This window comes from Streptomyces sp. Ru62, assembly GCF_002920615.1.
Lineage (GTDB): Bacteria > Actinomycetota > Actinomycetes > Streptomycetales > Streptomycetaceae > Streptomyces.
Genome location: NZ_PQSU01000001.1, coordinates 237199 through 261694 on the forward strand (window position 1 = coordinate 237199; position 24496 = coordinate 261694).

The window sequence follows — 24496 nt, forward strand, 5'->3', positions numbered from 1 at the left end:
GGGACCCTGTGGTGCATGACCGATCAGTCCGCCTCCGCCGCCGCACCGGCCGACCAGTACATCCTCACGCTCTCCTGCCCGGACAAAAAGGGCATCGTGCACGCCGTGTCCAGCTATCTGTTCATGACCGGCTGCAACATCGAGGACAGCCAGCAGTTCGGCGACCACGACACGGGACTGTTCTTCATGCGCGTCCACTTCTCGGCCGAGGCGCCGGTGACGGTGGACAAACTGCGGGCGAGCTTCGCCGCGATCGGTGACTCCTTCCACATGGACTGGCAGATCCACCGGGCCGACGAGAAGATGCGCATCCTGCTGATGGTCAGCAAGTTCGGGCACTGCCTGAACGACCTGCTGTTCCGGGCCCGGATCGGCGCGCTGCCGGTGGAGATCGTGGGTGTGGTGTCCAATCACACCGACTTCGAGGAGCTGGTGGGCTCCTACAACATTCCCTTCCACCACATCCCGGTGACGAAGGACACCAAGTCGGAGGCCGAGGCGAGGCTGCTGGAGATCGTCCGCGAGGAGAAGGTCGAGCTGGTCGTCCTCGCCCGCTACATGCAGGTCCTCTCCGACGACCTGTGCAAGCAGCTCAGCGGCCGGATCATCAACATCCACCACTCCTTCCTGCCGAGCTTCAAGGGCGCGAAGCCGTACCACCAGGCGCACGCGCGGGGGGTGAAGCTGATCGGCGCGACGGCGCACTACGTCACCGCGGACCTGGACGAGGGCCCGATCATCGAGCAGGAGGTCGAGCGGGTCGGGCACGACGTGACGCCGGACCAGCTCGTGGCCATCGGCCGGGACGTGGAGTGCCAGGCGCTGGCGCGGGCCGTGAAGTGGCATGCGGAGCGGAGGATCCTGCTCAACGGGCGCCGCACGGTGGTGTTCGCCTAGCCGCTCGGGCGCTTTCCGTCGCGGGGCGGCTGGGCGCCCCTCCGGGGGCGCGGGGAACCGCGCGAGCAACCCCAGGTCACCCGCAGCCCCGACGCGTCCGGCCCCGCCCCTACATCCGGCTCAGTGACGCAACCGCGAACAGCACGTCCCTGATCGCTTCGCGGTCACCGACCTGACCCGCCGCGGCTTCCTCCGGAGGCACATGCCCCGCCGCCAGCTTGCAGAACTCCACGCCGTCCAGGGCCACGTGGGCCACCTCGAAGTCGGTGGAACCCACCGCCGCCGGTGAGTCGAGGGGGATCAGCCACTCGCCGCCGGCCGCGCCCTCGATCTCCAGGCGCAGGCTGCGGCCGGGCGCGCCGGCCGGGACCAGGTGCGGGGTCCGGCGGCCCGGCGCGGACAGTCCCGCCCGGCGGCGCGCGGCGAGCGCCGTCGGCAGCAGACGGGCCGCGAGGTCGATCATCTTGTTGAGGTGCCGCGGCGCCGGCGGCTCGTACGGATAGTCCACCGCCTCGGCGATGTCCTCGGCGTGCACCCAGCACTCGAAGGCGCGGTCCAGCATCGCGTCGTGCAGCGGCAGCGCGAAGTCGCCGTACGGCACGGTGAGACCGCCCGCGTGGCCGCCGGTGAAGGACACGGTCCGCACCAGGCTGTGGCTCTGCTCCCGCCACGGCCCCCGCACCGAGCGCGTCGGCGGGAAGTGCGAGGCCCGCCAGAACGCCTCCGTGCGGCCCGCCGGACCCACGGCCTCCTTGTCGGCGTCGGCGACCTCGGCCAGCGGGTCCTCCAGACCGAGCGCCGTCGCGATCAGCCCGTCCACCGACAGCAGGTGCGCGATCACCCCGGCGACGGTCGTACGACGGCTCGTCGGCGCGTCGGCCTCGAACCAGCGCAGCCGCACCGGCGCGTGCCACTCCGCGTCCCCGAAGTCCTGGAGCAGCGCGTCCAGCCGCGCGGTCTCGGCGTCGTACGGCGCCGCCCAGTCGGGCACCGGGATGCGCGGCGGCCGGCGCTTCAGGCAGGAGGCCAGGACGCGGGTGCGCAGCGCCGGGTTGAGGTCCAGGGTCTCCGGCTGGTGCAGCAGGCCGACCGCCTCGCGCAGCCGGCGGGCCTCGTCGGCGCAGGAGCCGCAGTCGCCCAGGTGCTCCTCGACGGCCGCCGTCTCCGCCGCCGAACAGGCGGCCAGCGCCCAGGCGCCGAGCAGCGACTTCAGGACGTCGTGCGACAGGTCGAGCGGCACGGGTGTGAGGTCTCCCGGATCGGCGAGGTCGGGCAACGGGAGCCCGCTGTCCTCCACGGACGCGCGGGGCGTGGGTATCCGCGGCGCCGGGGCGGGTCCGGACCCACCGGCAGCGGGCGGCACGTCCCCCGAACTGCCGCCGCGCCCGCCGGAACCCCCGGCACCGGAACTCCCGGCAGCGGATCCTCCGGAACCACGCCGGTCGTGCCCGGAGCCGCGCCCGCCGAAGTCGGCGTCCCCCCGTGGCCGTTCCCCGCGCGCGTCACCGCCGTGGCCCTCGTCTCCCCCGTGGCCGGCGTGTTCGCCGAACCCGCCGAACCCGCCGAACTCGCCGAACTCGCCGTACTCGTCGTGCGCCCCGGAGCCGCCCGTCCCCTTCACACCGCACCCCGGTATCCCGGCGGTGTGCCGGTGTCATGGGCGGTGGAGAGGAGCTGGAGGCCGAGTCGGAGCCGACGGCGGGCCTCGTCCTCGGTGACACCGAGGTCGGCCGCGGTCTGGCGGTAGTCGCGGCGCTGGAAGTAGGCCAGGTCGAGGGCGGCGCGCAGCGGGGCCGGCATGGAGTGCACGATGTAGTCGGCGCGGGCGGCGACCGAGGCGCGGCGCACCTTGCTCTCCAGCTCCTCGCGCCGCGGCTGCTCCAGCTCCTCCCGGTCGCGCAGCCGCTGTACGGCGACCCGGTGGGTGACGGCGGCGATCCAGGAGCGCAGGGGGCCCTGCTGGGGGTCGTAGGTCTCCGGGTGTTCCCAGACGTGGGCGAAGACCTCGCGGGTGGCGGCGTCGGCGTCCTGCTCGTCGGCGAGGACGCGGTGGGCGAGGCTGTGCACGAGGGAGGCGAAACGGTCGTAGAGCTCGCCGAGGGCGGCCGCCTCACCGCGCGCGAGCCGCTGCTGCATCTTGCGGTCCCAGCGGGGCGGTACGTCCCTCCTGGCCATGCGGTCCCCTCCCCTCGCCCTGTCCGGCCCGTCCAGCCTGTCGGTCCTGCCCTCTCGAATGTAGTCGGCACGTCAGACGGTGCACGCCCCTTTGTGTCAATGTGCGCCCCCGCAAGGGCCGCAGGTGATAGTGCCCCCTTCACACATCCTTCACACAAGATGCGTGCACCTCTGATCGAACAGGACCGATAGTGACCGAAACAAGCCCTTAGTCGATCGACTGTCGTTTGTTGCGTCACGTTTCGGGGAACGGCCGCTGGGCAGCCGCGCGACAAGAAACGTAGGAACTGCTTCCGTTTCCGGGCGGTTCCGGGACATCCGGCGAGCGGAGGGCAGGGCCGTGGCATTCAGCGTGACCGGCGTCGAGCAGGGCGAGTGGGCCGTCCTCCGGGTGTCCGGGGAACTGGACCTGATGACCTCGCCGGTGCTGCGCCAACGGGTGCACGACAGCGTCGCCGAGGGGCACCACAGCCTCGTGGTGGACCTCTCCGACGTGTTCTTCTGCGACTCCAGCGGGGTCGGCGTCCTCATCGCCGCCCGCCGGCTGATCCGCTCCTGCCAGGGCCGGCTGCGGCTGATCCTGCCGGACCGGGGAGCCGAGGACGGCTCGCACGTCAACCGCGTGCTCGGCGCGCTCGGTGTGCGCCGTCTCTTCGACGTCCACCCCGACCTGGACTCCGCGACCACGGACGAGGCCGGGCCCCTCTCCGCCTGAGCGGCCGTCACGGCATCGCGACACGGCCACACTGGTGTCGCAGAATTCCCCCGGTCTTGGCACAACCGCCGGTTTCCCGCCGTCTGCCGGTCATCCGCGTCGTACGCTCCCTGCCAGGTCACCCCCACCCACGGGCAGGACCACCCGTACGACCCTCATGTAAGGCGGCCCGAACAGACATGGTCAGCACCGAGTACGAGCGCAGGATCGCCGCCCGGTTCGCCACCTTCGACCAGGACGGCAACGGCTACATCGACCGGGAGGACTTCAACGCGGCGGCCAAGGCACTGCTCGCCGAGTTCGGCGTGCCCGCCCGCTCCGACAAGGGGCAGGCGCTGTACGCCGGCGCGGAGGCGTTCTGGCAGGGCATGGCCGGCATCGCCGACCGGGACGGCGACCAGCGCATCACCCGCGAGGAGTTCGTCACCGGCGCGGTCAAACGGCTGCGCGACAACCCCGGCCGCTTCGCCGAGATCGCCCGGCCCTTCCTGCACGCGGCCCTGGCGGTGGCCGACACGGACGCCGACGGCCGGATCGGCAGCGCCGACACCGCGCGCGTGCTGCGCGTGTTCCGCGTCCCGGAGGAGGCCGCCCGCCAGGCCGCCGCCGCCCTCGACACCGACGGTGACGGCAGGATCGGCGAGGCGGAGGTCGTACCGGCGTTCGCGCGCTACTTCACGGTCCCCGAATAACGGGGACTCCGCGGTCCCCGACGGCGGAAACCACCGCCGTCCACGGACCAGTTCGCCGCGCTCGGCGTCCGGCAGGCCGATCACGGCCGCGTCGCCCACCGCCGGATGCGCGGCCGGCAGGTCCTCGGTCTCCTGGGCGGAGATGTGCGGCTGAGCCGCCGGTGGCGTTCCGGCCCGCCGCGCCCGGGAAGTCATGGCCCACGATGTAGCGGATCGTGGCCTGCCGGGGTCACGGAGCGTTGATACCGGGTTGTGTCCTTCGCCGGACTCGTCACGGCCCGGAGTCGGGTGTCCGCTCGGGTACCTTGTGTGAGATGCGAGTGGCTGCGCGTACGAGCCGGGTCGGCGGTGCCCCTGGGGCGGTGCCGGGTCGTGCGGTGCGCGCCGCAGCTCGCGGGGTGGTCAGGCCCGTTGTCCCCGTCTGTTCGACTCCCCGGCACGAGCGTCGCACAGTATGCCCTACGCGTACTCCTTCGCGCGGGAATATGCCCGAAGCGCTTGTTGGGGTGACTGTACGTCAACCATGCTGTCTCGCAAGGGAGTCACGGTCCGTGACCCTTGCTCTGGCCGTTGTTCTGGCCATGCAGAAAATGGCTAGGATCGTGGCCCTCGTGATCGCCGCCGCGGCTGAGACCGCGGAGCGCGGTTGGCGTGGGGTCATGGATCCGCCGGTTCGGATGGTGTGAGCGGTGCAGGTGCTTCAAGTGCAGCTGGAGATCCGGCCCGACCCCGCGGAGGTGGGGCGGGCGAGGAGGTGGGCCCGCTCGCGGCTCGCGGGATCGGGGATAACGGCCGACGAGCCGCTGGCCGAGACTCTGATCCTGCTCGTGTCCGAGCTGGTGACCAATGCCGTGGTGCACACGGGCCGGCCGGCCGTGCTGCGGCTCTGTCTGCCGGGTCCGGCGGCCGAGAAGTGCGCGTCGGCCACGGTGCGGGTCGAGGTGACCGACCGCAGCTCGCGCGCGCCCGTGCCCCGCTGCGCCGACGACGACGCCACCGGTGGCCGGGGTCTGGCCCTCGTGGACTGTCTCGCCGACCGCTGGGGCTGGAGCCCCGACGACGCCGGCAAGAGCATCTGGTGCGAACTGGACCGCTGTACACCGCCCCGGCAGAGCGCCGCGGTGGCGTACGGGGGCGGACTGTCCGCGTACGAGGATCTCGCCTTCGAAGTGGTGTAGCGGCCCGGAGCGGTGGTGCGCCGGGGGGTGCGCCCGTGCGCGGGTGCCGTGAGCGGGCTGCCGCAACACAGGCCCGTACCGGCGTTGACGTTCCCTGGGTGCCTGATCAGGCTGGGGTGCGTCGATCCGCCGCGAGGGGACGGCGAGGGCCCGGGATGACGGCGGTCCTCGCCGAGTGCGGATCGCGTCGGACGGCGGCGCGTGCGCGTGACGGTGGGGGAGCCACGCGCCGCCGACCGCGGCCGCGCTGCCGCCGTACGGCCGTCGTGCCGCCGCGTGCCGCGTTGTACGGCCGAAGTGCCGCCGTCGCTCAAAGGATCGCCATGCCACCGGTGCCACCGGTGACCCCGTCGCGCCCGCGAACGGCTCGGGCATCGGCGACAGCAGGAGCATGCGCCGGCCCGTTTCTCCACAGGCTGTGGACAACTCTTCGGGATTCTTCGGCGAGCGGCGGGGTCTTCTTCGGCGGGGCACGCGCGTGTGTGGCGCACGTCGTCGGGGGAGAGGGACAGGGCCGGCAGATCGGCTTCGCCCAGGAGCCGGCGGGAGTCGTCTCGGCCGCCGTGGAGACCGGGGCCGTACGCGACCCGGTGCCGCGCCGGCGGTTGGCCCGCCGACGGGCCGAGTTGCGCGCCATGCGGGCGATTCTGACGTTCCGGCGCCGGGTGAGCCCCCGTCAGGCATCGTCGGCCGAAGTTGTCCACAGGCTCGGGAAAAGGGGACGGCGGTTGTCGGTGGCGGCCCCTACCGTCGAGGCATGAGCTACCGCGATGTCGTCTCCCGGCCGGTCCTGACCTGGGCCCTGGTGGCCGTCGGCGCCCGCATGCCGGTGGCCATGGCCCCGCTGGCCCTGGTCTTCCTGGTCCGTGAGCGCCCCGGCGGCTACTCGCTGGGCGCGGCCCTCGCCGCCGCCTACGTCATCGGCGAGATCATCGGCGCTCCCGTGCTCGGCATGCGCCTGGACCCCCGGCGGGCCCGCCCGCACCTGGCCGCCGGGCTCGTCGCGGGTGCCGTCGGATTCGCCGGCCTCGGCGCGTTCCCCGGCGCGCCCGCCGCGATACTCACCGCCTTCGCCTTCCTCGCCGGGGCCGGGCCCGCCGCGGCGCCCGGCGGGCTGCGCACCCTGCTCACCTCCCTGGTCCCGGCGCACGCGGCGGCCCAGGCGCTGTCCGCCGAGTCGGTGCTCACGTTCGGTGTGTGGGCCGTCTCCCCGGCCACCGTCACGGGGCTCGCCCTCGGCGCCGACCCCCGCCTGCCGCCGCTGCTCGCCGCCGCCCTGATGGCGTCGTCCGCCGCGGGCCTGTGGTCGCTCCCGGCCGGCTGGGCGGCGGACGGCCCCGGCGGTCCCGCCGAGCGGGGCGACCGGGACAGCGAGGGCGTGTCGAAGCGGCGTCTGCTGGCCCGGGCCTGGCCGGTGTACGTCACGGGCGCGGCCAGCCTGTCCCTGCTGGCCCTCGCCGAACTCGTCCTGCCCGCCCTGCTCGAACAGCGCGGCACCGGCGTGGGCTGGGCGGGCCCGCTGCTCACGGTGATGGCGGTGGCCTCCGCCGTCGGCGCCTTCCTGTACGGCTCACGGTCCTGGCCGGGGCTGCTCCGCACCCGCAGCGCGGTCCTGATGACCGGCATGTCGGCCGCGGTGGCCGCGGTCGCCCTGATACCCGGCGCCCCGGGCATCGCGGCGGCACTGGCCGTGGCCGGGCTGTTCCAGTCCGGCGCGATGCTCACCCGGAACCTGTCCCTGCGCGAGGTGCTCCCGCCGGACGTCCTGGCCGCCGGCTACTCGGTCATGTACGCCGCCGTGGGCGCCGGTTACGCGGCGACGGGCTCCCTCGCGGGCGCCCTGCTGCCGCGCACCGCGCCGTCCACGGCGATCCTGGCCGGGGTGGCCCTCACCCTGCTGCTGACGGCGGTCGGCTGGTGGGGCGAGAGACGGGCCGGCCGGTCAGCGCCGGGTGCCGACGCCGTGCTGCCGCTCGGCGCCGCCGCCGGTGCGGAAGGCGCGCCGGTAGGCGGTGGGCGTGACCCCGAGGGCGGCCTGTAGGTGCTGGCGCATCGACTGGGCCGTGTTGAAGCCCGACTCCCGCGCCACCTGGTCCATCGACAGGTCCGTGGACTCCAGCAGGTGCCGGGCGCGCTCCACGCGCTGCTGGGTGAGCCACTGGCCGGGGCTGATGCCGACCTCCTCGCGGAAGCGGCGGGTGAAGGTGCGTACCGACATGGCCTCCTGCTCGGCCAGGTCCCGCAGCTGGATCGGCTCGTGCAGCCGGCCCAGCGCCCAGGCGCGGGCGGCGGTCGTCGTGGCGACCTGGGGGTCGGGGACCGGGCGGTGGATGTACTGGGCCTGGCCGCCGTCGCGGTGGGGCGGAACGACGGTGCGGCGGGCCACGTCGTTGGCGACGGCCGTGCCGAAGTCGCGGCGGACCATGTGCAGGCACAGGTCGATCCCGGCGGCGACCCCGGCCGAGGTCAGCACGTCCCCGTCGTCGATGAACAGCACGTCCGCGTCCACCTTGACCTTCGGGAACATCCGCTGGAAGCGCTCGGCGTCGGCCCAGTGCGTGGTGGCCGGGCGTCCGTCGAGGTGGCCGGCGGCGGCGAGGACGTAGGCGCCGGTGCAGATGGAGGCCAGCCGGGTGCCGGGGCGGATGCGGGCGAGGGCGGCGGCCAGTTCGTCGGTGAGCCGGCCCTCGTCGTAGAGCGGGCCGAGTTCGTAGGACGCCGGGACGATCACCGTGTCCGCCGTCGCCAGTGTCTCCGGGCCGTGTGCGACCTGCACGGCGAAGTCGGCGTCCGTCTCGATCGTGCCGGGCGGCCGGGCCGAGCAGGTCACGACCTCGTACAGGTGCCGGCCCTGGGCGTCCCGGGGGCGGCCGAAGATCCGGTGCGGGATGCCCAGCTCGAACGGCAGCAGGCCGTCCAGGGCGAGGACGGCGACCCGGTGCGGCCGGAATTCCCCTGTGACTGCGCTCGTCATGGCCCGATCCTAGCGAAGGATGTCCACCGGGCCACTCGATGCACGAGCATACGCACGGGAGGGTGGGTGACGTGACTCAGACAACTCCAGCCGCCGCTCCCGTCCAGGCCCCGCCCGCCCGGCGCGGCCGCGTGCACCGTGCCTGGTTCGTCGCCGCCGTCACCTTCGTCACGATCACCGGCGCGGCGGCCTTCCGATCCCTGCCCGGCCTGCTCATCGACCCGCTGCACCAGGAGTTCGGCTGGTCGCGCGGCACCATCGGCGCCGCCGTCTCCGTCAACCTCGCGCTCTACGGCCTCACCGCGCCCTTCGCCGCCGCGCTGATGGACCGTTTCGGCATCCGCCGGGTGGTGGCCGCGGCGCTGACCGTGATCGCGCTCGGCTCCGGACTGACCGTGTGGATGACGGCGGCCTGGCAACTGCTGCTGTGCTGGGGCCTGCTGGTGGGGCTCGGCACCGGCTCCATGGCGCTGGCCTTCGCGGCGACGGTGACCAACCGCTGGTTCACCGAGCGGCGCGGTCTGGTCACCGGCATCCTCACCGCCGCCTCGGCCTCCGGCCAGCTGGTCTTCCTGCCGCTGCTGTCCTGGATCGTCGAGCGCCACGACTGGCGGCCCGCCGCGGTCACCGTCGCCCTGGCCGCGTTCGCCGTCGTCCCCTTCGTCTGGCTCCTGCTGCGCGACCACCCGGCCGACGTGGGCGTGGCGCCGTACGGGGCGCGGGAGTTCGTGCCCAAGCCGCCGCCCGTCACCGGCGCCGCCCGCCGCACGCTCGGGGTCCTGTCCTCCGCCGCCCGCACGGGCACCTTCTGGCTGCTCGCCGGCACCTTCGCGATCTGCGGTGCCTCCACCAACGGGCTGATACAGACGCACTTCGTGCCCGCCGAGCACGACCACGGCATGCCCGTGACGACGGCGGCCTCCCTGCTCGCGGTGATCGGCGTGTTCGACGTCGTCGGCACGATCGCCTCCGGCTGGTTCACCGACCGCTTCGAACCGCGCCGCCTGCTCGCCGTCTACTACGCCCTGCGCGGCCTGTCCCTGCTGTTCCTGCCGATGCTGCTGGGCCCCGCCGTCCACCCGCCGATGCTCTTCTTCATCGTCTTCTACGGCCTCGACTGGGTCGCCACCGTCCCGCCCACCCTGGCCCTGTGCCGCGAGCAGTTCGGCGAGGACAGCGCCATCGTCTTCGGCTGGGTGCTCGCCTCCCACCAGGTCGGCGCGGCCGTCGTCGCCTACCTCGGCGGAGTCGCCCGGGACGTCTTCGGCTCCTACGACGTCGTCTGGTACGCCTCCGGCACCCTGTGCGCCGCGGCGGCCCTGATGGCGCTGGTCATCCGGCGCACCCCATCGGCCGCCCGCACGCTCGCCGTATCCTGACGGCACCACCGAACGCACACCGGTCGATCCGAGCAACGTTCCGCCCGCCTCCTGTGAGACAGCGGCGGGCGCAGTTGCCACGCGGCTAGGTCAGCTTCTTCGCCACCGCCTTCGCGATCCGCCCCGCGTCGATCGACAGCTCCCTGAGCATCCCGCTGAGGGGGTTGGTGAACCCGGTGAAGTACAGGCCGGGCGCCTGCGCGGGTGTGCGGCCGCCGTGCACCACCGGTCTGCCGCGCCCGTCCAGCACCCCGAGGTGCCCGACCAGCCCCTCCAGCGCCCGCACGTACCCGGTCGCCGCGATCACCGCGTCGGGAGAGACCCGGCTGCCGTCGGCGAGGACCACCTTGCCGTCCTCGAACGCCTCCACGGCCGCCACGATCTCCACCTTGCCCGTGCGCACGGCGTCGATCAGACCGACGTCCTGGACCGGGATCGCGCCCTGCTTCACCCTGCTGTACAGGCCGGTGTCCGGACGCGGCAGCCCGTGCGCGGTCAGGTCCGGCGTGCTCAGCCGCCCCACCGGCCCGGCGAGCCGGTCCACGAGCCACACCGGCAGCCGCCGGACCAGCACGCCCGAGTACTGGGAGGCCCAGCCGAGCGTCGACCGGCGCAGGATGTGCGGCGCCGTGCGCACCGCCAGCCGCACCCGCGCGGCCCCGCCCTCCACCAGGTCCACCGCGATCTCCGCGCCCGTGTTGCCGATGCCGACGACGAGCACGTCACGGCCCCGGTACGGTCCGGCGTCGCGGTACTCGGCCGCGTGCAGGAACTCGCCGCCGTACGACTCCCGGCCCGGCCAGTCGGGGATGCGCGGGGTGTGGTTGAAGCCGGTGGCGACGATCACCGCGCTGCCGGTCAGCTCCCGGCCGCCGGAGGCGTGCAGCAGCCAACCGGTGCCGTCCCCGCTCCGCTCGACGCGGTGGACCTCCACACCGGTGACGATCTCCAGTTCGTGGTGCTCGGCGTACTTCTCCAGGTAGCGGACCACGTCGTCCCGGGAGACCCAGCGGCCGAACTTCCGCGGCATGGCGAGCCCGGGCAGCGAGGACAGCCGTCGGGTGGTGTGCAGGTGCAACCGGTCGTAGTGCCGACGCCAGGAGGCGCCCACCTGGTCGGACTTCTCCAGGACCACGGCCCGTACCCCCCGCGCCCGCAACGCGTACGCGGCGGCGAGACCCCCGGGGCCGGCTCCGATCACATAGACCGGGCGGTCGGCGGGGGTCGGCGGCAGGGGAGCGGGGGAGGGACGGGAGACGGCCATGAGCGGGAGCGTAACCACACACCCGGTTGATGGGTCTCGGTCAAGACCGGAATTGGTTGCGGATTGATCACGGGTGTACGGGAAGGGTGTCCCGGCCGTGAAGAAGGCGCCCGGCACCGCTTCTGTGCCCGCTGCCGCCGCTACCGCTTCCCGGCGCGGTGACCCGTGATCCGGGCGATCCAGGCGATGAAGTCGCCGGGGTCGGTTGGGCTTACTCACAGGAGCCGAGGGGAGCGGGGCAGCGGCATCGCCTGGGCGGCGGAGGTGGCGGCGAAGCACCGCTGGACCCCGGTTTGGGCGGGCTTCGCCACAGCGGTCGGACCCCGTCCGACGCCGATGGCGTACGTGGTCGCCTATTTCCTCACGGCCACAACAACACCCTGCTCCAGCCGAACCCGGTGCTGCGGTACTCCAGGCGCACGTGCCGCCGTTCCGCGTTCCCCTGGAAGAACTCCACCGTCTCCGGGTGCAGCCGGTACAGGGTCCAGGTCGGCGACGGCTCGCCGGGGTTCTGCCGGGCCCGCTCCCAGGCCGCCTCCGAGGCCCGCCGCAGCTCCTCCACGGAGGGCAGTTCCTCGCTCTGCCGGCCGGTCAGCGCGGCAGCCAGCGCACCCGTGGACCGCGCGTGCAGATCGGCCTGGCTCTCCTCGGCCGGCGCCGACGTCACCGGCCCGCGCACCCGCACCTGGCGGCCGAGCGCCGGCCAGTAGAAGGAGAGGGCGGCATACGGCCGGGCGGTCAGCGCGCGGCCCTTGCGGCTCGTGGCGTGCGTGGCGAAGGACCAGCCGTCCGCGTCGGCGCCGTGCAGCATCACGGTCCGCACGTCCGGCCTGCCCTCCTCGTCCACGGTCGCCAGTGACATGGTGTGCGGCTCCGGCTGCCCCGCCGCGACGGCTTCCGCGAACCAGTTCGTGAACAGGGTCAGCGGGGTGGGCGGGGCGGTGTCCGGGTCGAAGGGCCGCAGCTCGGTCACCTGGGCGTCCCAGACCCGCAGCGACCGGAGCAGCTCGTGTAGATCGTGCTGTGCCATGGGGCGAGTATCACCCTTGCCGACGCGCGTCCCCGCGCGGCGCAGGGCCGTACCTCAGTCCCTTCCCGGCGCCACGGTCCCCGAGGAGCAGAACCACCCCACGGTCCCGGAGGCCACGCCACACCCAGCCGGGGCGCTGCCGGCCTTCCCCGGCTCGGCCGGGACCCGGATCAGAGCGTCGCCAGCCGTTCCACCAGCAGCAGTGCGCCGATTCCCAGCATGGCCGCGCCCGAGGTGCGGGTCACCGCCCGGGCCGCTGCCGGGCGGGCCCTGAGAAGGGCGCGGGCGAGCGTGCCCACGGTGAGGTAGACGGCCGCGCAGCAGGCCATGTGGAGGAGGCCGAGGGCCGCCGTCTGCACGGGTACGGGGAGGTGGGCGCCCCTGAGGGTGAGGAACTGGGGGAGCACGGAGAGGTAGAGCAGCAGGCCCTTGGGGTTCAGGCCGCTGATCGTCGCGCCGCGCCGGAACAGGCGGCCGTCGGGTGTCGCCGCGGTGCCGGCGTCCGGGACCGCCGGGTGGCGCAGGACGCCCCAGCCCAGCCACAGCAGGTAGCCCGCGCCTGCCACCGTCAGGGCCGTCAGCAGCCGGGGCGAGCCCGCCACCAGCACCGCCAGGCCCGCCGTCGCCAGGGCGGTGTGCAGGGCGTAGCCGCAGACCAGGCCCGCCACCGCGCGCGGGACCGAGCCGCCGCGCAGGGCGGTCGCGATGACGTACGCCCAGTCGGCGCCCGGTACGCACACCAGCAGCACGTCCACGACGAGGAAGGAGAAGAGCAGCCCGGATTCCATACCGGGGACATTAGGCGCGAAAGTCCCGAAAGTGTTCCCGAAGTTTGCTCATGATCGCGCACTCTGCGCAAATATCTTCTTCATGGACGACGTGGACCGGAAAATCCTTGCCGAACTGCAGCAGGACGGGCGGCTGACCGTGACCGAGCTGGCCGCCCGGGTGCGGCTCAGCGTCTCGCCCTGCCACCGGCGGCTGCGCGAGCTGGAGCGGTCCGGCGCCATCCAGGGCTACCGCGCGATGGTGGACCCGGCCTCGCTCGGCCTGAACTTCGAGGCGCTGGTCTTCGTGTCCATGCGCCAGGAGGACCGGGACACGGTCGCCGAGTTCGAGCGGGCGGTCAGTGAGCTGGAGCATGTGCTGGACGCCCAGCGGCTGTTCGGCGAGCCGGACTACCTGCTCCGGGTGGCCACCGCCGACCTGGCCGCCTTCCAGCGGCTCTACGACGAGCGGCTGGCGACGCTGCCGGGGGTGCAGCGGCTGACGTCGACGCTCGTGATGAAGCACGTGGTGCGGGACCGGCCGTTGCCGGCGTAGACGGAAGGCGGTGGCTCACCGTGTGAACCACCGCCTGCCAGACAGGACTTGGACCAGGACGTGGACCCTGGCAACGGGCGCGCGCTTACTTGGAAGGCTTCCTGCCCGTCACGCCCAGGTGCACCAAGAGTGCGAGATTCGGCTTCAGTTCGGCGGGCTTCACACCCCAGGCCGAGAAGCCCTTCTGGTGGGACGCCACCGCCGCGAGCATCGCGACCAGCGAACCGGCCACCGCGGCCGGGTTCACGTCCTTGTCGATCCGGCCCTTGGACTGGAGTTCCGCGATGGAGTCCGCCAGGGAGTTGTTGACCGAGTTCAGGATCTTCATGCGGATCTTGTAGAACCGTTTGTCCCCCTCGGCCGCACCGAGGTCGACCACCCGCAGGATCGCGTCGTGCCTGCGCCAGAACTCCAGGAACCCGTCGACGAGTTCCTGCGCCGTCTGCCAGCCCGACTTGCCGGTCCAGGTGCGCCCTTCGAGCAGTTCGGTCAGTCCCGCGCCCTCGGCCGCCATCTGCTCGGCGATCTCCAGGACGGCACCTTCGACGTCCGGGAAGTACTGGTAGAAGGTCGCGGGCGAAGTGCCCGCCTTCCGGGCGACATCGATGACCTTGACGTCCCGGTACGGGGAGGAGCTGAGCATCTCGCTGAGGCAGTCGAGCAGCTTCTGCCGGGTCGCCTGCCCACGCCGGCCGGCCACGCGGCCGTCGACGGTACGCACTTGTCCTGTCATGTCGTCAGCTTACCGAGGGGTGATCTGAGCGCGATTCGGCCGACTGCAAATGGGGTGCACGGGGGAAACGGGGGTGGTGTGCCTGGTCTGCGCGGTGCGCGCGGCCCGGTTACTTTGACGACATGGCCGAAAACAGGGCATCCGCGAACGAGGAGACCTACGGGGAGGGCGTCCCGTGCTGGGTGGACGCCCAGCTGCCCGACGTCGAGGCGGGCAAGCGGTTCTACGGTGATCTTTTCGGGTGGACCTTCGAGGAGTCGTACGGCTCCTCCGTGTGGGCCCTGCTGGACGGCGACCCCGTCGCCTCGCTGGCCCCCAAGACGGACGGCCGGATGCCCACGGTCTGGACCGTCTCCTTCGCGACCTCGGACGCCGGGGCCCTCGGCCGGCGGATCACGGCGGCCGGCGGGCAGGTGGTCATGGCCCCGTTCCCGGTGGGCGAGCTGGGCGTCGCCGCCCTGGCCGCCGACCCCGAGGGCGCCGTCTTCGGCCTGTGGCAGGCCGGCACCCATCGCGGCTTCGGACGGCGGCGCGAGCCGAACACCTTCGTCTGGGCCGAGCTGTACACCCGGGACACCGCCGCGGCCAACACGTTCTACGGCGGTCTCTTCCACGACGCCCTGTTCGGCACCGGCGCCGAGCCCGACTTCGGCCGCGCGGAGGTCACCGACGTCTTCCCGGCCGAGATGCCCCCGCACTTCCTCGTCCACTTCCGGGTCGCGGACCTGGCGGACTCCCTCGGGGCCGTCCACCGGCTCGGCGGGCGGGTGCAGGCGTCACCCTTCGGGACGTCGTACGGAGTGGTGGCCGTCGTCACCGACAATCAGGGGGCGTCGTTCGCACTGCTCCAGCGCTGATGCGCCCCCTTTGGGATGCTTCAGTGTGAGACACCCCGATTGTCACCGGGTTCGCAACCAGCCGCCCGGCCAGGAAGAATCAGGGTGCGTGCCGCCATGGCGGTGCGGTGGTGAGACGCTGCACTTCGGTCGCGTACATATGGAGAGTGGCGCGGCTCGTACGGGGAGGTGGCAGGCAGTGGTGGATCAGCTGACGCAGCACGATCCGCGGCGGATCGGGCCGTTCGAGGTGCTGGGCCGGCTGGGCGCCGGCGGCATGGGGCTGGTCTATCTCGCGCGCTCGGCGTCCGGCCGGCGCGTGGCGATCAAGACGGTGCGCACCGAGCTGGCCGAGGACCAGCTCTTCCGCGTCCGCTTCACCCGCGAGGTGGAGGCGGCCCGCGCGGTCTCCGGCTTCTACACCGCGGCCGTGGTCGACGCCGACCCGCGCGCCGCCGTGCCCTGGCTGGCCACCGCCTACGTCCCCGCGCCCTCGCTCGAAGAGATAGTGAACGAGTGCGGGCCGCTCCCGGCCCAGGCCGTGCGCTGGCTCGCGGCCGGCGTGGCGGAGGCCCTGCAGTCCATCCACGGCGCCGGGCTGGTCCACCGCGACCTCAAGCCCTCCAACGTGCTCGTGGTCGAGGACGGCCCCCGGGTGATCGACTTCGGTATCGCCTCCGGGGTCTCGAACACCCGTCTGACGATGACGAACGTCGCCGTCGGCACCCCCGCCTACATGTCCCCGGAGCAGGCCAAGGACTCCCGCAGCGTCACCGGCGCCAGCGACGTCTTCTCCCTCGGCTCCACCCTCGTCTTCGCGGCCACCGGCCACCCGCCCTTCCACGGCGCCAACCCGGTCGAGACCGTCTTCATGCTGCTGCGCGAGGGCCCGGACCTCACCGGCCTGCCGGACGAGCTGCGCCCGCTGATCGAGGCCTGCATGCAGATGGAGGCCACCGGCCGCCCCACCCCGGCCGACCTCCAGGCCCAGCTCGCCCCGCACCTGTTCGGCTCCGGCTCCGACGACAGCGGCACCGCCTCCGCCTGGCTGCCGGAGAAGGCGGTCGCCCTCATCGAGTCCCGCCGCGGCGGACGCCCCGCCGCCAAGCCCGCCCCGGCCCCGGCCGGCGGCCCGCGCAGCGGCGGCCGGCAGGCCGTGCCCCCGCCCCCGCCGTACGACCCACCGGTCCCGGCGCCCGCGAGTGCCGCGGTGTCCGTCCCGGCCGGCGCGCCCGACACCGGCCCGGTCCGGCTGGCCGGCGCTCCGGTGCCCATCGGCCCCGGCCCCCGGGTCGCCGACGCCCGCGCCGCCGCCGTCAAGGCGCCCCCGCCCGAGGCCGGCCTGGTGGCCAGCTGGTCCCGGCCCCGCCCCGGCGTGGCCGGCGCCGACCCCGCCGTACCGCCCGTGCCGCCGCAGCCCCCGGAGACGGCGGCGGGCTGGCGCCCCTGGCGGTTCCGCATGTCCAACGACGTGTGGGGCACCCCCTCCGTCGACGGGGACCTCGTCTACGTCACCTCCTTCGAGGTGCACGCCCTGGACGTGGCCACCGGCCGCCGCCGCTTCAAGACCCGGGACGTCGCCTGGTCCATGGCGGTCGCGGACGGCCGTATCCACGCCTCCGACGGCCCCACCCTGTTCGCCCTGGACGCCCGCGAGGGCACCGACCTGTGGCGGCTGTCCACGGACGCCTGGGTGTACTCCCTCAAGGCAGACCGCGGCACGGTCGTCACCGGCACCCGTGGCGGCGGCGTCCAGGCGTGGGAGGCGACGAGCGGGCGGAAGCTGTGGGAGATCACCGGCTGCCAGACCGACTTCGAGTCCCCCGAGGCGGGCGCGGTCGTGCACGACGGCACGGTCTACGTCTGGCAGGACGCCCGGCTGCGCGCCCTGGAGGCCCGCACCGGCGAGGAACGCTGGTCGTACCCCATCGGTGACGCGGCCTCCTGCGGCGGTGTCCCGGTCCGGCTGGCCCCGGCCCCCGACGGCTGCGTCTACGTCTCGGCGGGCACCCGCGTCCTCGCCGTCGAGGCGGTGAGCGGCCGGGTCCGCTGGCACTTCGAGGCCCCGGCGGTCTTCCTGAGCCCGCCGGCCTTCGCCCCGGGCCCGGCCGTCACCGGCGGCGGCATCTACCTCGCCGACTACCTCGGCACGGTCTACGCCCTCGACGCCGCCGACGGCCGCGACCGCTGGCGCATCGCCACCGAGGCCCGCTCCTCCGTCGAACCGGTCCTGGTGGCCGCCGGGCACGTGCACGTCGGCAGCGGCAAGGGCCTGTACACCCTGGACGCGGTCACCGGCACCCCAAAGTGGCGCTTCCAGGCGGGCGGCGACGTCGTGGGCGCGCCCGCGGTGGCGGCGGGCCGCATCCACTTCGGCTCCACCGACCACCTCCTCTACACCCTGAAGGCCGACGACGGACGCCTGCGCTGGAAGCTGGCGACCGGCGGCGAGATCACCGGCTCCCCGGTGGTCAAGGACGGCGTGGTGTACGCGTGCAGCAAGGACCGGTGCGTGTACGCGCTGGACGCGGAGAAGGGCACGGGCACCGCGCGGACCGCGTGAGCCGCGCGACGGCCGTCGTACCGGCTCTGCACGGAAGGGCTCCGGACGGCGGCCGTCCACGCCGACGCTACCTCCGGCGCCCGGCGGCCGCCATGCGGTGCGCCGGCGGCTAGTCTGCTGGCATGTTCATGCCTTCAGGGACGCGCGTACTCAGGTTCACGGCCGTACTGACCCTGGTGGTGCTCAGCCTGACCGGTTTCTCCTCCGGTCGGCACCACGGCAGCCGGGGGCACGGAGGCGGCGGGGGCGGGTGCAGCAGCTCGCACCAGGACCACGACGGTTCGTCGTCCACCTCGGGCGGCTCCTCCTACCGTGACGACGACGGCTACGGCGGCACGGGCGGCGGCTCCTACCGGCGTACCCACCGCCCCACCTCCACACCGTCCGGCAACGGCAGCAGCACCCCGCTGAAGGACGGGACGGCCAGGCTGGTCGCCTGCGCGAGCACGGGGAAGCCGTACGCCACGGTCGAGGTCACCAACCCCAACCGCCGCAAGGCGACCTTCACGGTCGAGGTGCTCTTCCTGCCGGAGAGCCCGCCCGCCATCGACTCGGCCCGTACGGAGGTCTCCGTACCCGCCCGCGGCACCAGGACGGTCCGGCTCCCGTTCGGGCAGAACGCCCACCTGGACCTGCTCGACCACTGCGAAGTGGACGACACGGCGCCCCTCGCGTCCTGACCGGGGTCAGCCCTTCAGGGAGCCGAGGAAGGCACTCCAAGCGGGGGGACGGAAGAGGAGCACGGGTCCGTCCTCGGGCCTCTTGGAGTCGCGGACGGGCACGAGGCCGGGGTGTGCGTCGGCCACTTCGACGCAATCGCCGCCGCTGCCGTTGCTGTAGCTGCTCTTGCGCCACACGGCGATGCTCAGGTCAGTCCCGGTGCTTGCCATCTCGATAGTCCTCCGCCGCTCGTTCGACCATGGCCAGGGACGCCTCTGGTGGTAGTGCCGCGGCCCTGAGCAGATCGTACGACCTGCGGTAGTCCTTCACGAGCGCCGGATAGTCGATGAGTTGGCCGTTGTGGAGCCCTTCGGTGTAGGCCACCGGCGGGGCGTCCGGAAAGGTCATCACCTTCATCATGCCCATCATGAACGGGTGGGCGTGCGCCGTTTCCGGGAGGATCTGCAGAACGCCCTGAGTGGAGCGGATCACCTGAGCGATGTGCTCCAACTGCTCAGCCATCTCCGCCGGGGGCAGCAGGGGCTTGCGGACGAGGGACTCGTGCAGCACCGCCCAGAACGACGGCCGCTCCTCCCGGTCCCAGATCTTCGCGCGCTCCAGCCGGGCCCGGACCTGCTTGTCGACGGTCGCGGGCGGCAGCCAGGGCAGCGACGTGTGGACGACGGCCTCCGCGTAGGCCTGCGTTTGCAGCAGGCCCGGTACGAGCATCGGAGCCCATTCTTCGATGGTCTCCGCATGCTGCTCCATCTCCGCCACATCCGCGAAGTACTCCGCATGCCCCGACTGCCGTGCCCGGCGCGCATCTTCACAACGCCGCTCGAAGAACCCGTCCGTCCCCAGCACCTTGTCGACGTGCCGGGCCAGATCCACCGGCATCCGCCGCTCGCCCCGCTCGATCTGGCTCAGGAACGGCACGCCCCGGAAGCTTCCCTCCGCCAGCTGTTCCAAGGTCAGTCCGGCCAGCTCGCGCTGGTAGCGCAACTCGGCGCCGTAGAAGGAGGGGACGTTCGCCGAGGCGTCCGGGTCTTTGCGTGGGGGCATAACTCTTCACCGCCGTTTGCCACTTGCGCTTGCGCAGCCGAAACCTCTTCAAACGGTACCGGTGCGGGCATCACTCTGTAGCCGTTTCGTCACAGAACGCAGCAAAGGAAGGCGTACGCAACCGTGTCGTCCTCGAATCTCCCCTCCGCCCAGCGCGGCAACTCCGCCTACGACACCACCCTCTGCGTGGACGACCTGCGCGACGCGCTGTCCACCCACGGCATCACCCTGCCCTCCCTCCGGGTGGACCTGCCGAGCTTCGCGGGCAAGTACCAGCCGCCGGCGGGCCTCGTCGCGCTCGGCAACTGCAACACGGCGACGGCGCGCAAGCTGGCGAGGGCGCTGCGGGGTGGGGAACGTGCACCGAGCCGGCCGCCATTGGACGTCGAGGTCGTCGCCGTACCGAAGGCACTCCAGGGGCTGCGCCGTACCGTCAGCCGCTACCTGGACGCACCCTGCGCCGACGTCCAGCTCTGCGTCACCGAACTCGTCGGCAACGTCATCCGGCATGTGGGGGAGGGGGTTTGTGTCCGTGTACGGGTGGCCCGGACGGACGGCGGGCGCATTCGCGTCGAGGTCACCGACCCGGACGCGAAAGCCGTACCGGTGCTCCTGCCTGCCGGCGACGACGATGAGGCGGGCCGCGGCCTCGCCCTGATCGACGCGGTGACCGTTCGGTGGGGTGTGGAGCAGGGGGTGGAGAAGACCGTGTGGTGTGAGCTGGCGGAGGGAGAGTGACCGGTCACCTCGGCGGGGCCACACGGCGAGGGGCCGAGCTTCCGCCCGGCCCCTCGGAGGTGTGCTGCCGTGTCACGGCATGTGGCTGTCCTGCGGGATGACGACCGTGGTCTGGCCGTTTCGTCCTCCCGTTGTTGAACCGGCATCGGCGGGCTCGCCGTTAGCTCCCTAGGGGCGGGAGTTGTTCGATGGACTCGAACAGTTCCCGCCGAGGAACGGCTGGATCTTGCCCGGACACGCCTCGGCCGCGGCGGCTCCCCCTCCGCGCCGCCGCGGCCGATCCCCGTCGGGGTGGTGGCTTACTTGTTGCCGTCCAGGTTCAGGGCCGGCGGGGCGGGCATGGCGTTGTCCATCGTCTTGATGGTGTCCTTGAGGGGCCCCGTCGGCATCGCATTGTCGAGCGTCGTGACGGTCTCGTCTTCGGCAGGCGGTGTGGGCATCGCGTTGTCCTGCGGAGTCGCTGCGGCGTCCTTGATCTGGTCGCTCATGATCTGTGTTCCTCTGCTGTTGTGACGAGTGAGGAACGCCCGTCCAGGGGCTCCCCCGAGGGCCACTGGACGGGCGTTCGGAGCCGCACTCTAATGGGTCGGGCTCCTGTCAGACCGCCTGCCCCCCGACGCGACGGTCCGGTACGTAAGAGAGTGCCTGTTGCCGATAAACGAATGCTGAACGGCACGGGAGCGCGTGCGTATCCCGAGTCTCAGGCGGTTGACGCCGGTCTGATCAATGCGCGGACGCTGCTGGCTTCCGGGGCGCAGCTCTGCTCGTACAGGTTGAGCGCCTCGCGCCAACACGCCTTTGCGCGATCCAATTGTCCCAGTTTAGTCAATGCGTGTCCGAGGAGGGTCAGTACGTTCGCACGCATGCGGTCACCACCGATGCAGCCCAGTGCGAGCGCCTGCTCGGCGTGCTGGGCGGCCTGCGACGGGTGCTGGGCGGCCAACTGGACCTCGGCGATGCGGAAGTTGGCGGTACCTTCCCAGAGCCGCTGTCGGTGGTCGCCGAAGATGCGCAATGCGTCGGAAAACTGGCTGAGCGCTTCGCTGTGGCGGCCGGCCTGGATCATGGCGACGCCCAGCGCGTAGTGGCTGTTGGCGAGCCGTACCGTCCGGCCGATCTCGCTGTGCGCGGCTACTCCACGCTGCGCGATCTCAACTGCTCGCGTGATGTCGCCCATCCCCAGGTACGCGCGAGACAGATTGCCCAGGCTGGTCGCTTCGAATGGCCTGTTGCCCGCTGCGCGCAGTCCCTCGATGGCCCTTTCGAAGAAGGCCTTGCCCTCCGCATGCCTTCCCTGATGAAGGCACATGAGCCCCCGATTGTTGGCCACCCAGCTCACAGCGGTGGAGTCGCCCACCTTCTCGGCCAGTTCCATCGCTACACGGGCTTCCGTCTCCGCTTGCTGGATACGCCCGGACACCAGGAGCACATCGGTCAGCACGGTGCGGGCTCTGCCCTCCGCCCGGGGGTCCCCCGCTCTCCGGGTGGCCTCGCACATCGCCCGGGCCGTCGTCTCGTACTGGTGCGAGTTGGCCCCGGACTCGGTCAGGTCTTTGGCCGCCCAGAGCAGATCGACACCGCGTCGCAACCGATCCGAACCTGTCGATTGTCGTGCACAGGCCAGCAGTGGGGCCGCCTCGGTGTACAGCCAGTCGAGCGCCGCCGCCGCTTCCGTGAACCGCAGCCCTGGGTACTCCGTCGGCTCCAGATCGTCCACCAAGCGGTCGCCGGGGCGCTCCATCGCGTACACACCAGCAGTCGTCGCCAGATAAAAATCCAGCACCCGAGACATAGCCGCCTCCCGCTCACCAGGCGGCCACTCGTCCCTCTCCGCACAAGCCCGCGCGTACAGCCGCACCAGGTCGTGGAACCGGTACCGCCCAGGCGCCGCCGACTCCAGCAGGGACGTGTCCACCAGGGACTCCAGCAGGTCCTCGGTCTCCTCCACAGGGAGGTCCAGGACCGCGGCCGCAGCAGCCAGCGAGATGTCCGGGCCGTCGGCCAGGCCCAGCAACCTGAAGGCGCGAGCCTGGGCCGGTTCCAACTGCCCGTAGCCCAGTTCGAACGTGGCCTTCACCGCCAGGTCGCCGGCCTGCAGCTCGTCCAGGCGGCGCCGCTCGTCCGCCAGCTTCGCCGCCAGGACCGAGACCGTCCAGGTGCGGCGGGCCGCCAGGCGGGAGGCCGCGATGCGGATCGCCAGGGGGAGGAAGCCGCAGGCCGCGACCACGTCGAGGGCGGCCTCGCGTTCCGCCGCCACCCGTTCCTCGCCCACGATCTTCGTGAAGAGGGCCAGCGCCTCGTCGGGGGACATGACGTCCAGGTCGACCAGGTGGGCGCCGGCGAGGTCGAGCATGCGGACGCGGGAGGTGACCAGGGCGGCGCAGCCCTCGGTCCCCGGCAGCAGGGGCCTCACCTGCGCCGCGTCCTTCGCGTTGTCCAGCAGTACAAGGACTCGGCGGCCGTCCAACACCGAGCGGTACAACGCCGCTCGCTCCTCCAGCGAATCCGGGATCGATGCGTCCGCCGTGCCCAGCGCCCGCAGGAAGGAGCCGAGGACCGTCTCCGGTTCCGCCGGGCGGGGGCCCGCGCCCTGGAGGTCCACGTACAGCTGGCCGTCGGGGAAGGCCGGGCGGGCCCGGTGGGCCACGTGGACCGCGAGGGTCGTCTTGCCCACGCCGCCGATGCCGGCCAGGGCCGAGACCGCCATCACCCGGCCCTCCGCCTCCGATGCGGAGGACAGGACGTCCGTCAGTTCCGACACGAAGGAGGAGCGGCCGGTGAAGTCGGGGACGGAGGCGGGCAGCTGGGCCGGGCGGACCGGGGCCGCCGTCGGCTCGGTCACGGGGGCGGACGGCTCCGCGAGGGCCGGGTCCGCCTGGAGGATGCGCTGCTGGAGTTCGCTGAGGCCCGGGCGGGGGTCGACGCCGAGCTCCTCGGAGAGCAGGCGGCGGGTGTCGGCGTACACCGCGAGGGCCTCCGCCTGGCGGCCGCTCCGGTACAGCGCCAGCATCAGCAGCTCGCGCAGGCGCTCCCGGAGCGGGTGCGCGGCCGTCAGGGCCGTCAGTTCCGATACCGCCTCCGCGTGGCAGCCCTGTTCGAGGTCCAGGTCCAGACGGGTCTCCAGCAGGCCGAGCCGCCACTCCTCCAGGCGGGCCCGCTGGGCCTCGGCGTAGGGGCCGGGTACGCCGGCCAGGGGTTCGCCGTCCCACAGGTCGAGGGCCTGGTTCAGGACCGCTCGGGCTCGGCTCAGGTCACCCGCACCCCGCGCCTTCTCCGCCTCCGCAGCCAGGTCCTGCGCGACCGCGAGGTCCAGGGCGCCCTCGCGCAGGCCCCGGATCGCGTACCCGCCGGACTCGCTGATCAGGACGCCGGGGGTGAGCACCTTCCGCAGCCGGGAGGCGTACGTGCGGACCGCCGCCAGTGCCTGGGACGGCGGCTCGGCTCCCCACAGGGCGTCGATGAGCTCCGCCGCCGTGGCCGTACGGCCCTCGCGCAGCAGCAGGGCGGCCAGCAGGGCGCGCTGCTGGGGGGAGCCCGTGCTGAGCGCTTCCTCGCCGTGCCAGGCCCGCACCGGACCGAGCACGCCGAAGCGCAGCGGGCCGGGCTCCGCGACGGGCGCGGAGCCGGCACGCCGCTGCTCGGGTACTCGCGGCCCACCGTCCATGCGTTCGTCCCCCTCGGCATCACGAACAACCCCGTCAGTTTGCCTTGTTCCGGGCGGTTGCGTCAGCCGTGGGAGACGCCGATCACAGCGGGCCGCACCTGGGTGCACAGAGCCCTCACAACCTCTCCGCACGCCGACGGCCCGGCACCGGAAGTCAACGGACGGTCAGTCGGCCAAATCCACCCGTACGGTCAGCAGGTCCGTGCCGAACGCCCGTACGGCCGTGCTGTTGAGACGGGGCAGGGTGCGCAGCCGGGCCACGGGGTCGTCGTCGGGAAGCAGGTGGGCGGTGCCGTGGTGCCAGCGGCCGGCGATGCGGACGCGGACCGTGGGGTCGGCCTGGATGTTGCGCACGTACTGCGACTTCAGGCCGAACTCGGAGACCAGCCAGAAGGAGCTGCCGACGCGGCGCCCGCCGACCGGTGTCCGCCGGGGCAGGCCGGACGTCCGGCCGGTGGTCTCCAGCAGGGTCTGGAACGGCAGGCGCCGGTTGAGCGGGTTGGCGACGTACCGCTGGAGGCGGGTGACGACGCGCTGCTTGCGGTCTGCGCGACCTGACATGACTCCGGCTCCCCTGCTCTCTCCCGGCGCGAGGATGCCAGCCTCCACCGGG

At 72.7% G+C, this 24496-nt stretch carries 23 protein-coding genes and 2 pseudogenes; 12 read left to right on the top strand and 13 right to left on the bottom strand.

Features of this window, described 5'->3' with window-relative positions; translation table 11 throughout:
- Window positions 1–15 precede the first annotated feature (15 nt).
- Window positions 16–897, top strand: coding sequence for a formyltetrahydrofolate deformylase (gene purU / locus C3492_RS01175; RefSeq protein WP_103809817.1), 882 nt, complete (start codon window positions 16–18; stop codon window positions 895–897).
- A gap of 109 nt (window positions 898–1006) precedes the next feature.
- Here the strand turns inward: purU and C3492_RS01180 are convergent, their stop codons facing one another.
- Window positions 1007–2260, bottom strand: coding sequence for a maleylpyruvate isomerase N-terminal domain-containing protein (locus C3492_RS01180; protein WP_258055444.1), 1254 nt, complete (start codon window positions 2258–2260; stop codon window positions 1007–1009).
- A gap of 254 nt (window positions 2261–2514) precedes the next feature.
- A complete protein-coding gene (locus C3492_RS01185; RefSeq protein ID WP_103809818.1) occupies window positions 2515–3072 on the bottom strand; it encodes a sigma-70 family RNA polymerase sigma factor in 558 nt (185 codons plus the stop codon).
- A gap of 340 nt (window positions 3073–3412) precedes the next feature.
- On the opposite strand from C3492_RS01185, the gene C3492_RS01190 reads away from it, so the two are divergent.
- From C3492_RS01190 to C3492_RS01205, 3 genes are all read left to right on the top strand, one after another.
- A complete protein-coding gene (locus C3492_RS01190; RefSeq protein WP_014673334.1) occupies window positions 3413–3787 on the top strand; it encodes an STAS domain-containing protein in 375 nt (124 codons plus the stop codon).
- Between the two features lie 179 nt (window positions 3788–3966).
- Entirely contained in the window at window positions 3967–4479 is a 513-nt protein-coding gene (locus C3492_RS01195) for an EF-hand domain-containing protein (protein WP_103809819.1), read from the top strand.
- 704 nt (window positions 4480–5183) lie between these two features.
- Window positions 5184–5657, top strand: a complete 474-nt coding sequence (locus C3492_RS01205; protein WP_103809821.1) for an ATP-binding protein — start codon at window positions 5184–5186, stop codon at window positions 5655–5657.
- A gap of 324 nt (window positions 5658–5981) precedes the next feature.
- Here the strand turns inward: C3492_RS01205 and C3492_RS45300 are convergent.
- Window positions 5982–6095 (bottom strand): annotated as a pseudogene (locus tag C3492_RS45300) (cyclase family protein); the annotation flags it as partial.
- A gap of 319 nt (window positions 6096–6414) precedes the next feature.
- Between C3492_RS45300 and C3492_RS01215 the strand changes: the two are divergent.
- A complete protein-coding gene (locus C3492_RS01215; RefSeq protein ID WP_103809822.1) occupies window positions 6415–7698 on the top strand; it encodes an MFS transporter in 1284 nt (427 codons plus the stop codon).
- On the opposite strand, the gene C3492_RS46585 is transcribed toward C3492_RS01215, so the two are convergent.
- Window positions 7600–8631 (bottom strand): GlxA family transcriptional regulator, encoded by a 1032-nt coding sequence (locus tag C3492_RS46585; protein ID WP_103809823.1) that lies wholly within the window; start codon window positions 8629–8631, stop codon window positions 7600–7602. The two genes, C3492_RS01215 and C3492_RS46585, sit on opposite strands and share 99 nt — an antisense overlap.
- 71 nt (window positions 8632–8702) lie before the next feature.
- Between C3492_RS46585 and C3492_RS01225 the strand changes: the two genes are divergently transcribed.
- Complete coding sequence (locus C3492_RS01225) at window positions 8703–10010, top strand: MFS transporter (RefSeq protein WP_181140131.1); 1308 nt, start codon at window positions 8703–8705, stop codon at window positions 10008–10010.
- A gap of 85 nt (window positions 10011–10095) precedes the next feature.
- On the opposite strand, the gene C3492_RS01230 is transcribed toward C3492_RS01225, so the two are convergent.
- On the bottom strand, window positions 10096–11274 hold the full coding sequence (locus tag C3492_RS01230; RefSeq protein ID WP_103809825.1) for an NAD(P)/FAD-dependent oxidoreductase: 1179 nt from the start codon (window positions 11272–11274) through the stop codon (window positions 10096–10098).
- A gap of 231 nt (window positions 11275–11505) precedes the next feature.
- On the opposite strand from C3492_RS01230, the pseudogene C3492_RS45325 reads away from it, so the two are divergent.
- A pseudogene (locus C3492_RS45325) lies at window positions 11506–11631 on the top strand (DoxX family protein); the annotation flags it as partial.
- A 4-nt stretch (window positions 11632–11635) separates the two neighbouring features.
- Here the strand turns inward: C3492_RS45325 and C3492_RS01240 are convergent.
- On the bottom strand, window positions 11636–12304 hold the full coding sequence (locus C3492_RS01240) for a pyridoxal 5'-phosphate synthase (protein WP_103809826.1): 669 nt from the start codon (window positions 12302–12304) through the stop codon (window positions 11636–11638).
- Between the two features lie 170 nt (window positions 12305–12474).
- Entirely contained in the window at window positions 12475–13092 is a 618-nt protein-coding gene (locus C3492_RS01245; protein WP_103809827.1) for a LysE family translocator, read from the bottom strand.
- Between the two features lie 82 nt (window positions 13093–13174).
- On the opposite strand from C3492_RS01245, the gene C3492_RS01250 reads away from it, so the two are divergent.
- Window positions 13175–13627, top strand: coding sequence for an Lrp/AsnC family transcriptional regulator (locus C3492_RS01250; protein WP_103809828.1), 453 nt, complete (start codon window positions 13175–13177; stop codon window positions 13625–13627).
- Between the two features lie 85 nt (window positions 13628–13712).
- Here the strand turns inward: C3492_RS01250 and C3492_RS01255 are convergent, their stop codons facing one another.
- Entirely contained in the window at window positions 13713–14348 is a 636-nt protein-coding gene (locus tag C3492_RS01255; protein ID WP_103809829.1) for a TetR family transcriptional regulator, read from the bottom strand.
- 134 nt (window positions 14349–14482) lie between these two features.
- On the opposite strand from C3492_RS01255, the gene C3492_RS01260 reads away from it, so the two are divergent.
- The 3 genes from C3492_RS01260 to C3492_RS01275 all read left to right on the top strand — a co-directional run bounded on the left by C3492_RS01260 (window position 14483) and on the right by C3492_RS01275 (window position 18439).
- Window positions 14483–15217, top strand: coding sequence for a VOC family protein (locus tag C3492_RS01260; RefSeq protein ID WP_181140132.1), 735 nt, complete (start codon window positions 14483–14485; stop codon window positions 15215–15217).
- Window positions 15218–15395: 178 nt separating this feature from the next.
- Window positions 15396–17759, top strand: a complete 2364-nt coding sequence (locus C3492_RS01270) for a PQQ-binding-like beta-propeller repeat protein (protein WP_103809830.1) — start codon at window positions 15396–15398, stop codon at window positions 17757–17759.
- Window positions 17760–17881: 122 nt separating this feature from the next.
- Window positions 17882–18439 carry a hypothetical protein gene (locus tag C3492_RS01275; RefSeq protein WP_308461118.1) on the top strand — a complete coding sequence of 186 codons (558 nt, stop codon included), beginning with the start codon at window positions 17882–17884 and terminating at the stop codon, window positions 18437–18439.
- Between the two features lie 6 nt (window positions 18440–18445).
- On the opposite strand, the gene C3492_RS01280 is transcribed toward C3492_RS01275, so the two are convergent.
- Window positions 18446–18649: a DUF397 domain-containing protein gene (locus C3492_RS01280; protein ID WP_103809831.1), complete on the bottom strand. Its 204-nt coding sequence runs from the start codon at window positions 18647–18649 to the stop codon at window positions 18446–18448.
- Window positions 18630–19481 carry a helix-turn-helix transcriptional regulator gene (locus C3492_RS01285; protein ID WP_103809832.1) on the bottom strand — a complete coding sequence of 284 codons (852 nt, stop codon included), beginning with the start codon at window positions 19479–19481 and terminating at the stop codon, window positions 18630–18632. Before C3492_RS01285 ends, C3492_RS01280 begins: the two co-directional genes overlap by 20 nt.
- Before the next feature lie 123 nt (window positions 19482–19604).
- Here C3492_RS01285 and C3492_RS01290 point away from each other — a divergent pair, with 123 nt between their 5' ends.
- Complete coding sequence (locus tag C3492_RS01290) at window positions 19605–20219, top strand: ATP-binding protein (protein ID WP_103809833.1); 615 nt, start codon at window positions 19605–19607, stop codon at window positions 20217–20219.
- A 299-nt stretch (window positions 20220–20518) separates the two neighbouring features.
- On the opposite strand, the gene C3492_RS01295 is transcribed toward C3492_RS01290, so the two are convergent.
- The 3 genes from C3492_RS01295 to C3492_RS01310 form a co-directional block, all read right to left on the bottom strand.
- A complete protein-coding gene (locus C3492_RS01295; RefSeq protein WP_103809834.1) occupies window positions 20519–20707 on the bottom strand; it encodes a hypothetical protein in 189 nt (62 codons plus the stop codon).
- Between the two features lie 212 nt (window positions 20708–20919).
- Window positions 20920–23883, bottom strand: a complete 2964-nt coding sequence (locus C3492_RS01300; protein ID WP_103809835.1) for a BTAD domain-containing putative transcriptional regulator — start codon at window positions 23881–23883, stop codon at window positions 20920–20922.
- Window positions 23884–24048: 165 nt separating this feature from the next.
- Window positions 24049–24444 (bottom strand): nitroreductase/quinone reductase family protein, encoded by a 396-nt coding sequence (locus C3492_RS01310; protein WP_103809836.1) that lies wholly within the window; start codon window positions 24442–24444, stop codon window positions 24049–24051.
- Window positions 24445–24496 lie beyond the last annotated feature (52 nt).

Excerpts from the sequence above, each read along its gene's own strand:
- C3492_RS01215 (WP_103809822.1), top strand. The coding sequence starts at position 6,415 with ATGAGCTACCGCGATGTCGTCTCCCGGCCGGTCCTGACCTGGGCCCTG.
- C3492_RS01310 (WP_103809836.1), bottom strand. The coding sequence starts at position 24,444 with ATGTCAGGTCGCGCAGACCGCAAGCAGCGCGTCGTCACCCGCCTCCAG.
- C3492_RS01295 (WP_103809834.1), bottom strand. The coding sequence starts at position 20,707 with ATGAGCGACCAGATCAAGGACGCCGCAGCGACTCCGCAGGACAACGCG.
- C3492_RS01280 (WP_103809831.1), bottom strand. The coding sequence starts at position 18,649 with ATGGCAAGCACCGGGACTGACCTGAGCATCGCCGTGTGGCGCAAGAGC.
- C3492_RS01285 (WP_103809832.1), bottom strand. The coding sequence starts at position 19,481 with ATGCCCCCACGCAAAGACCCGGACGCCTCGGCGAACGTCCCCTCCTTC.
- C3492_RS01240 (WP_103809826.1), bottom strand. The coding sequence starts at position 12,304 with ATGGCACAGCACGATCTACACGAGCTGCTCCGGTCGCTGCGGGTCTGG.
- C3492_RS46585 (WP_103809823.1), bottom strand. The coding sequence starts at position 8,631 with ATGACGAGCGCAGTCACAGGGGAATTCCGGCCGCACCGGGTCGCCGTC.
- C3492_RS01260 (WP_181140132.1), top strand. The coding sequence starts at position 14,483 with ATGGCCGAAAACAGGGCATCCGCGAACGAGGAGACCTACGGGGAGGGC.
- purU (WP_103809817.1), top strand. The coding sequence starts at position 16 with ATGACCGATCAGTCCGCCTCCGCCGCCGCACCGGCCGACCAGTACATC.
- C3492_RS01275 (WP_308461118.1), top strand. The coding sequence starts at position 17,882 with ATGTTCATGCCTTCAGGGACGCGCGTACTCAGGTTCACGGCCGTACTG.
- C3492_RS01300 (WP_103809835.1), bottom strand. The coding sequence starts at position 23,883 with ATGGACGGTGGGCCGCGAGTACCCGAGCAGCGGCGTGCCGGCTCCGCG.
- C3492_RS01230 (WP_103809825.1), bottom strand. The coding sequence starts at position 11,274 with ATGGCCGTCTCCCGTCCCTCCCCCGCTCCCCTGCCGCCGACCCCCGCC.
- C3492_RS01245 (WP_103809827.1), bottom strand. The coding sequence starts at position 13,092 with ATGGAATCCGGGCTGCTCTTCTCCTTCCTCGTCGTGGACGTGCTGCTG.
- C3492_RS01185 (WP_103809818.1), bottom strand. The coding sequence starts at position 3,072 with ATGGCCAGGAGGGACGTACCGCCCCGCTGGGACCGCAAGATGCAGCAG.
- C3492_RS01250 (WP_103809828.1), top strand. The coding sequence starts at position 13,175 with ATGGACGACGTGGACCGGAAAATCCTTGCCGAACTGCAGCAGGACGGG.
- C3492_RS01195 (WP_103809819.1), top strand. The coding sequence starts at position 3,967 with ATGGTCAGCACCGAGTACGAGCGCAGGATCGCCGCCCGGTTCGCCACC.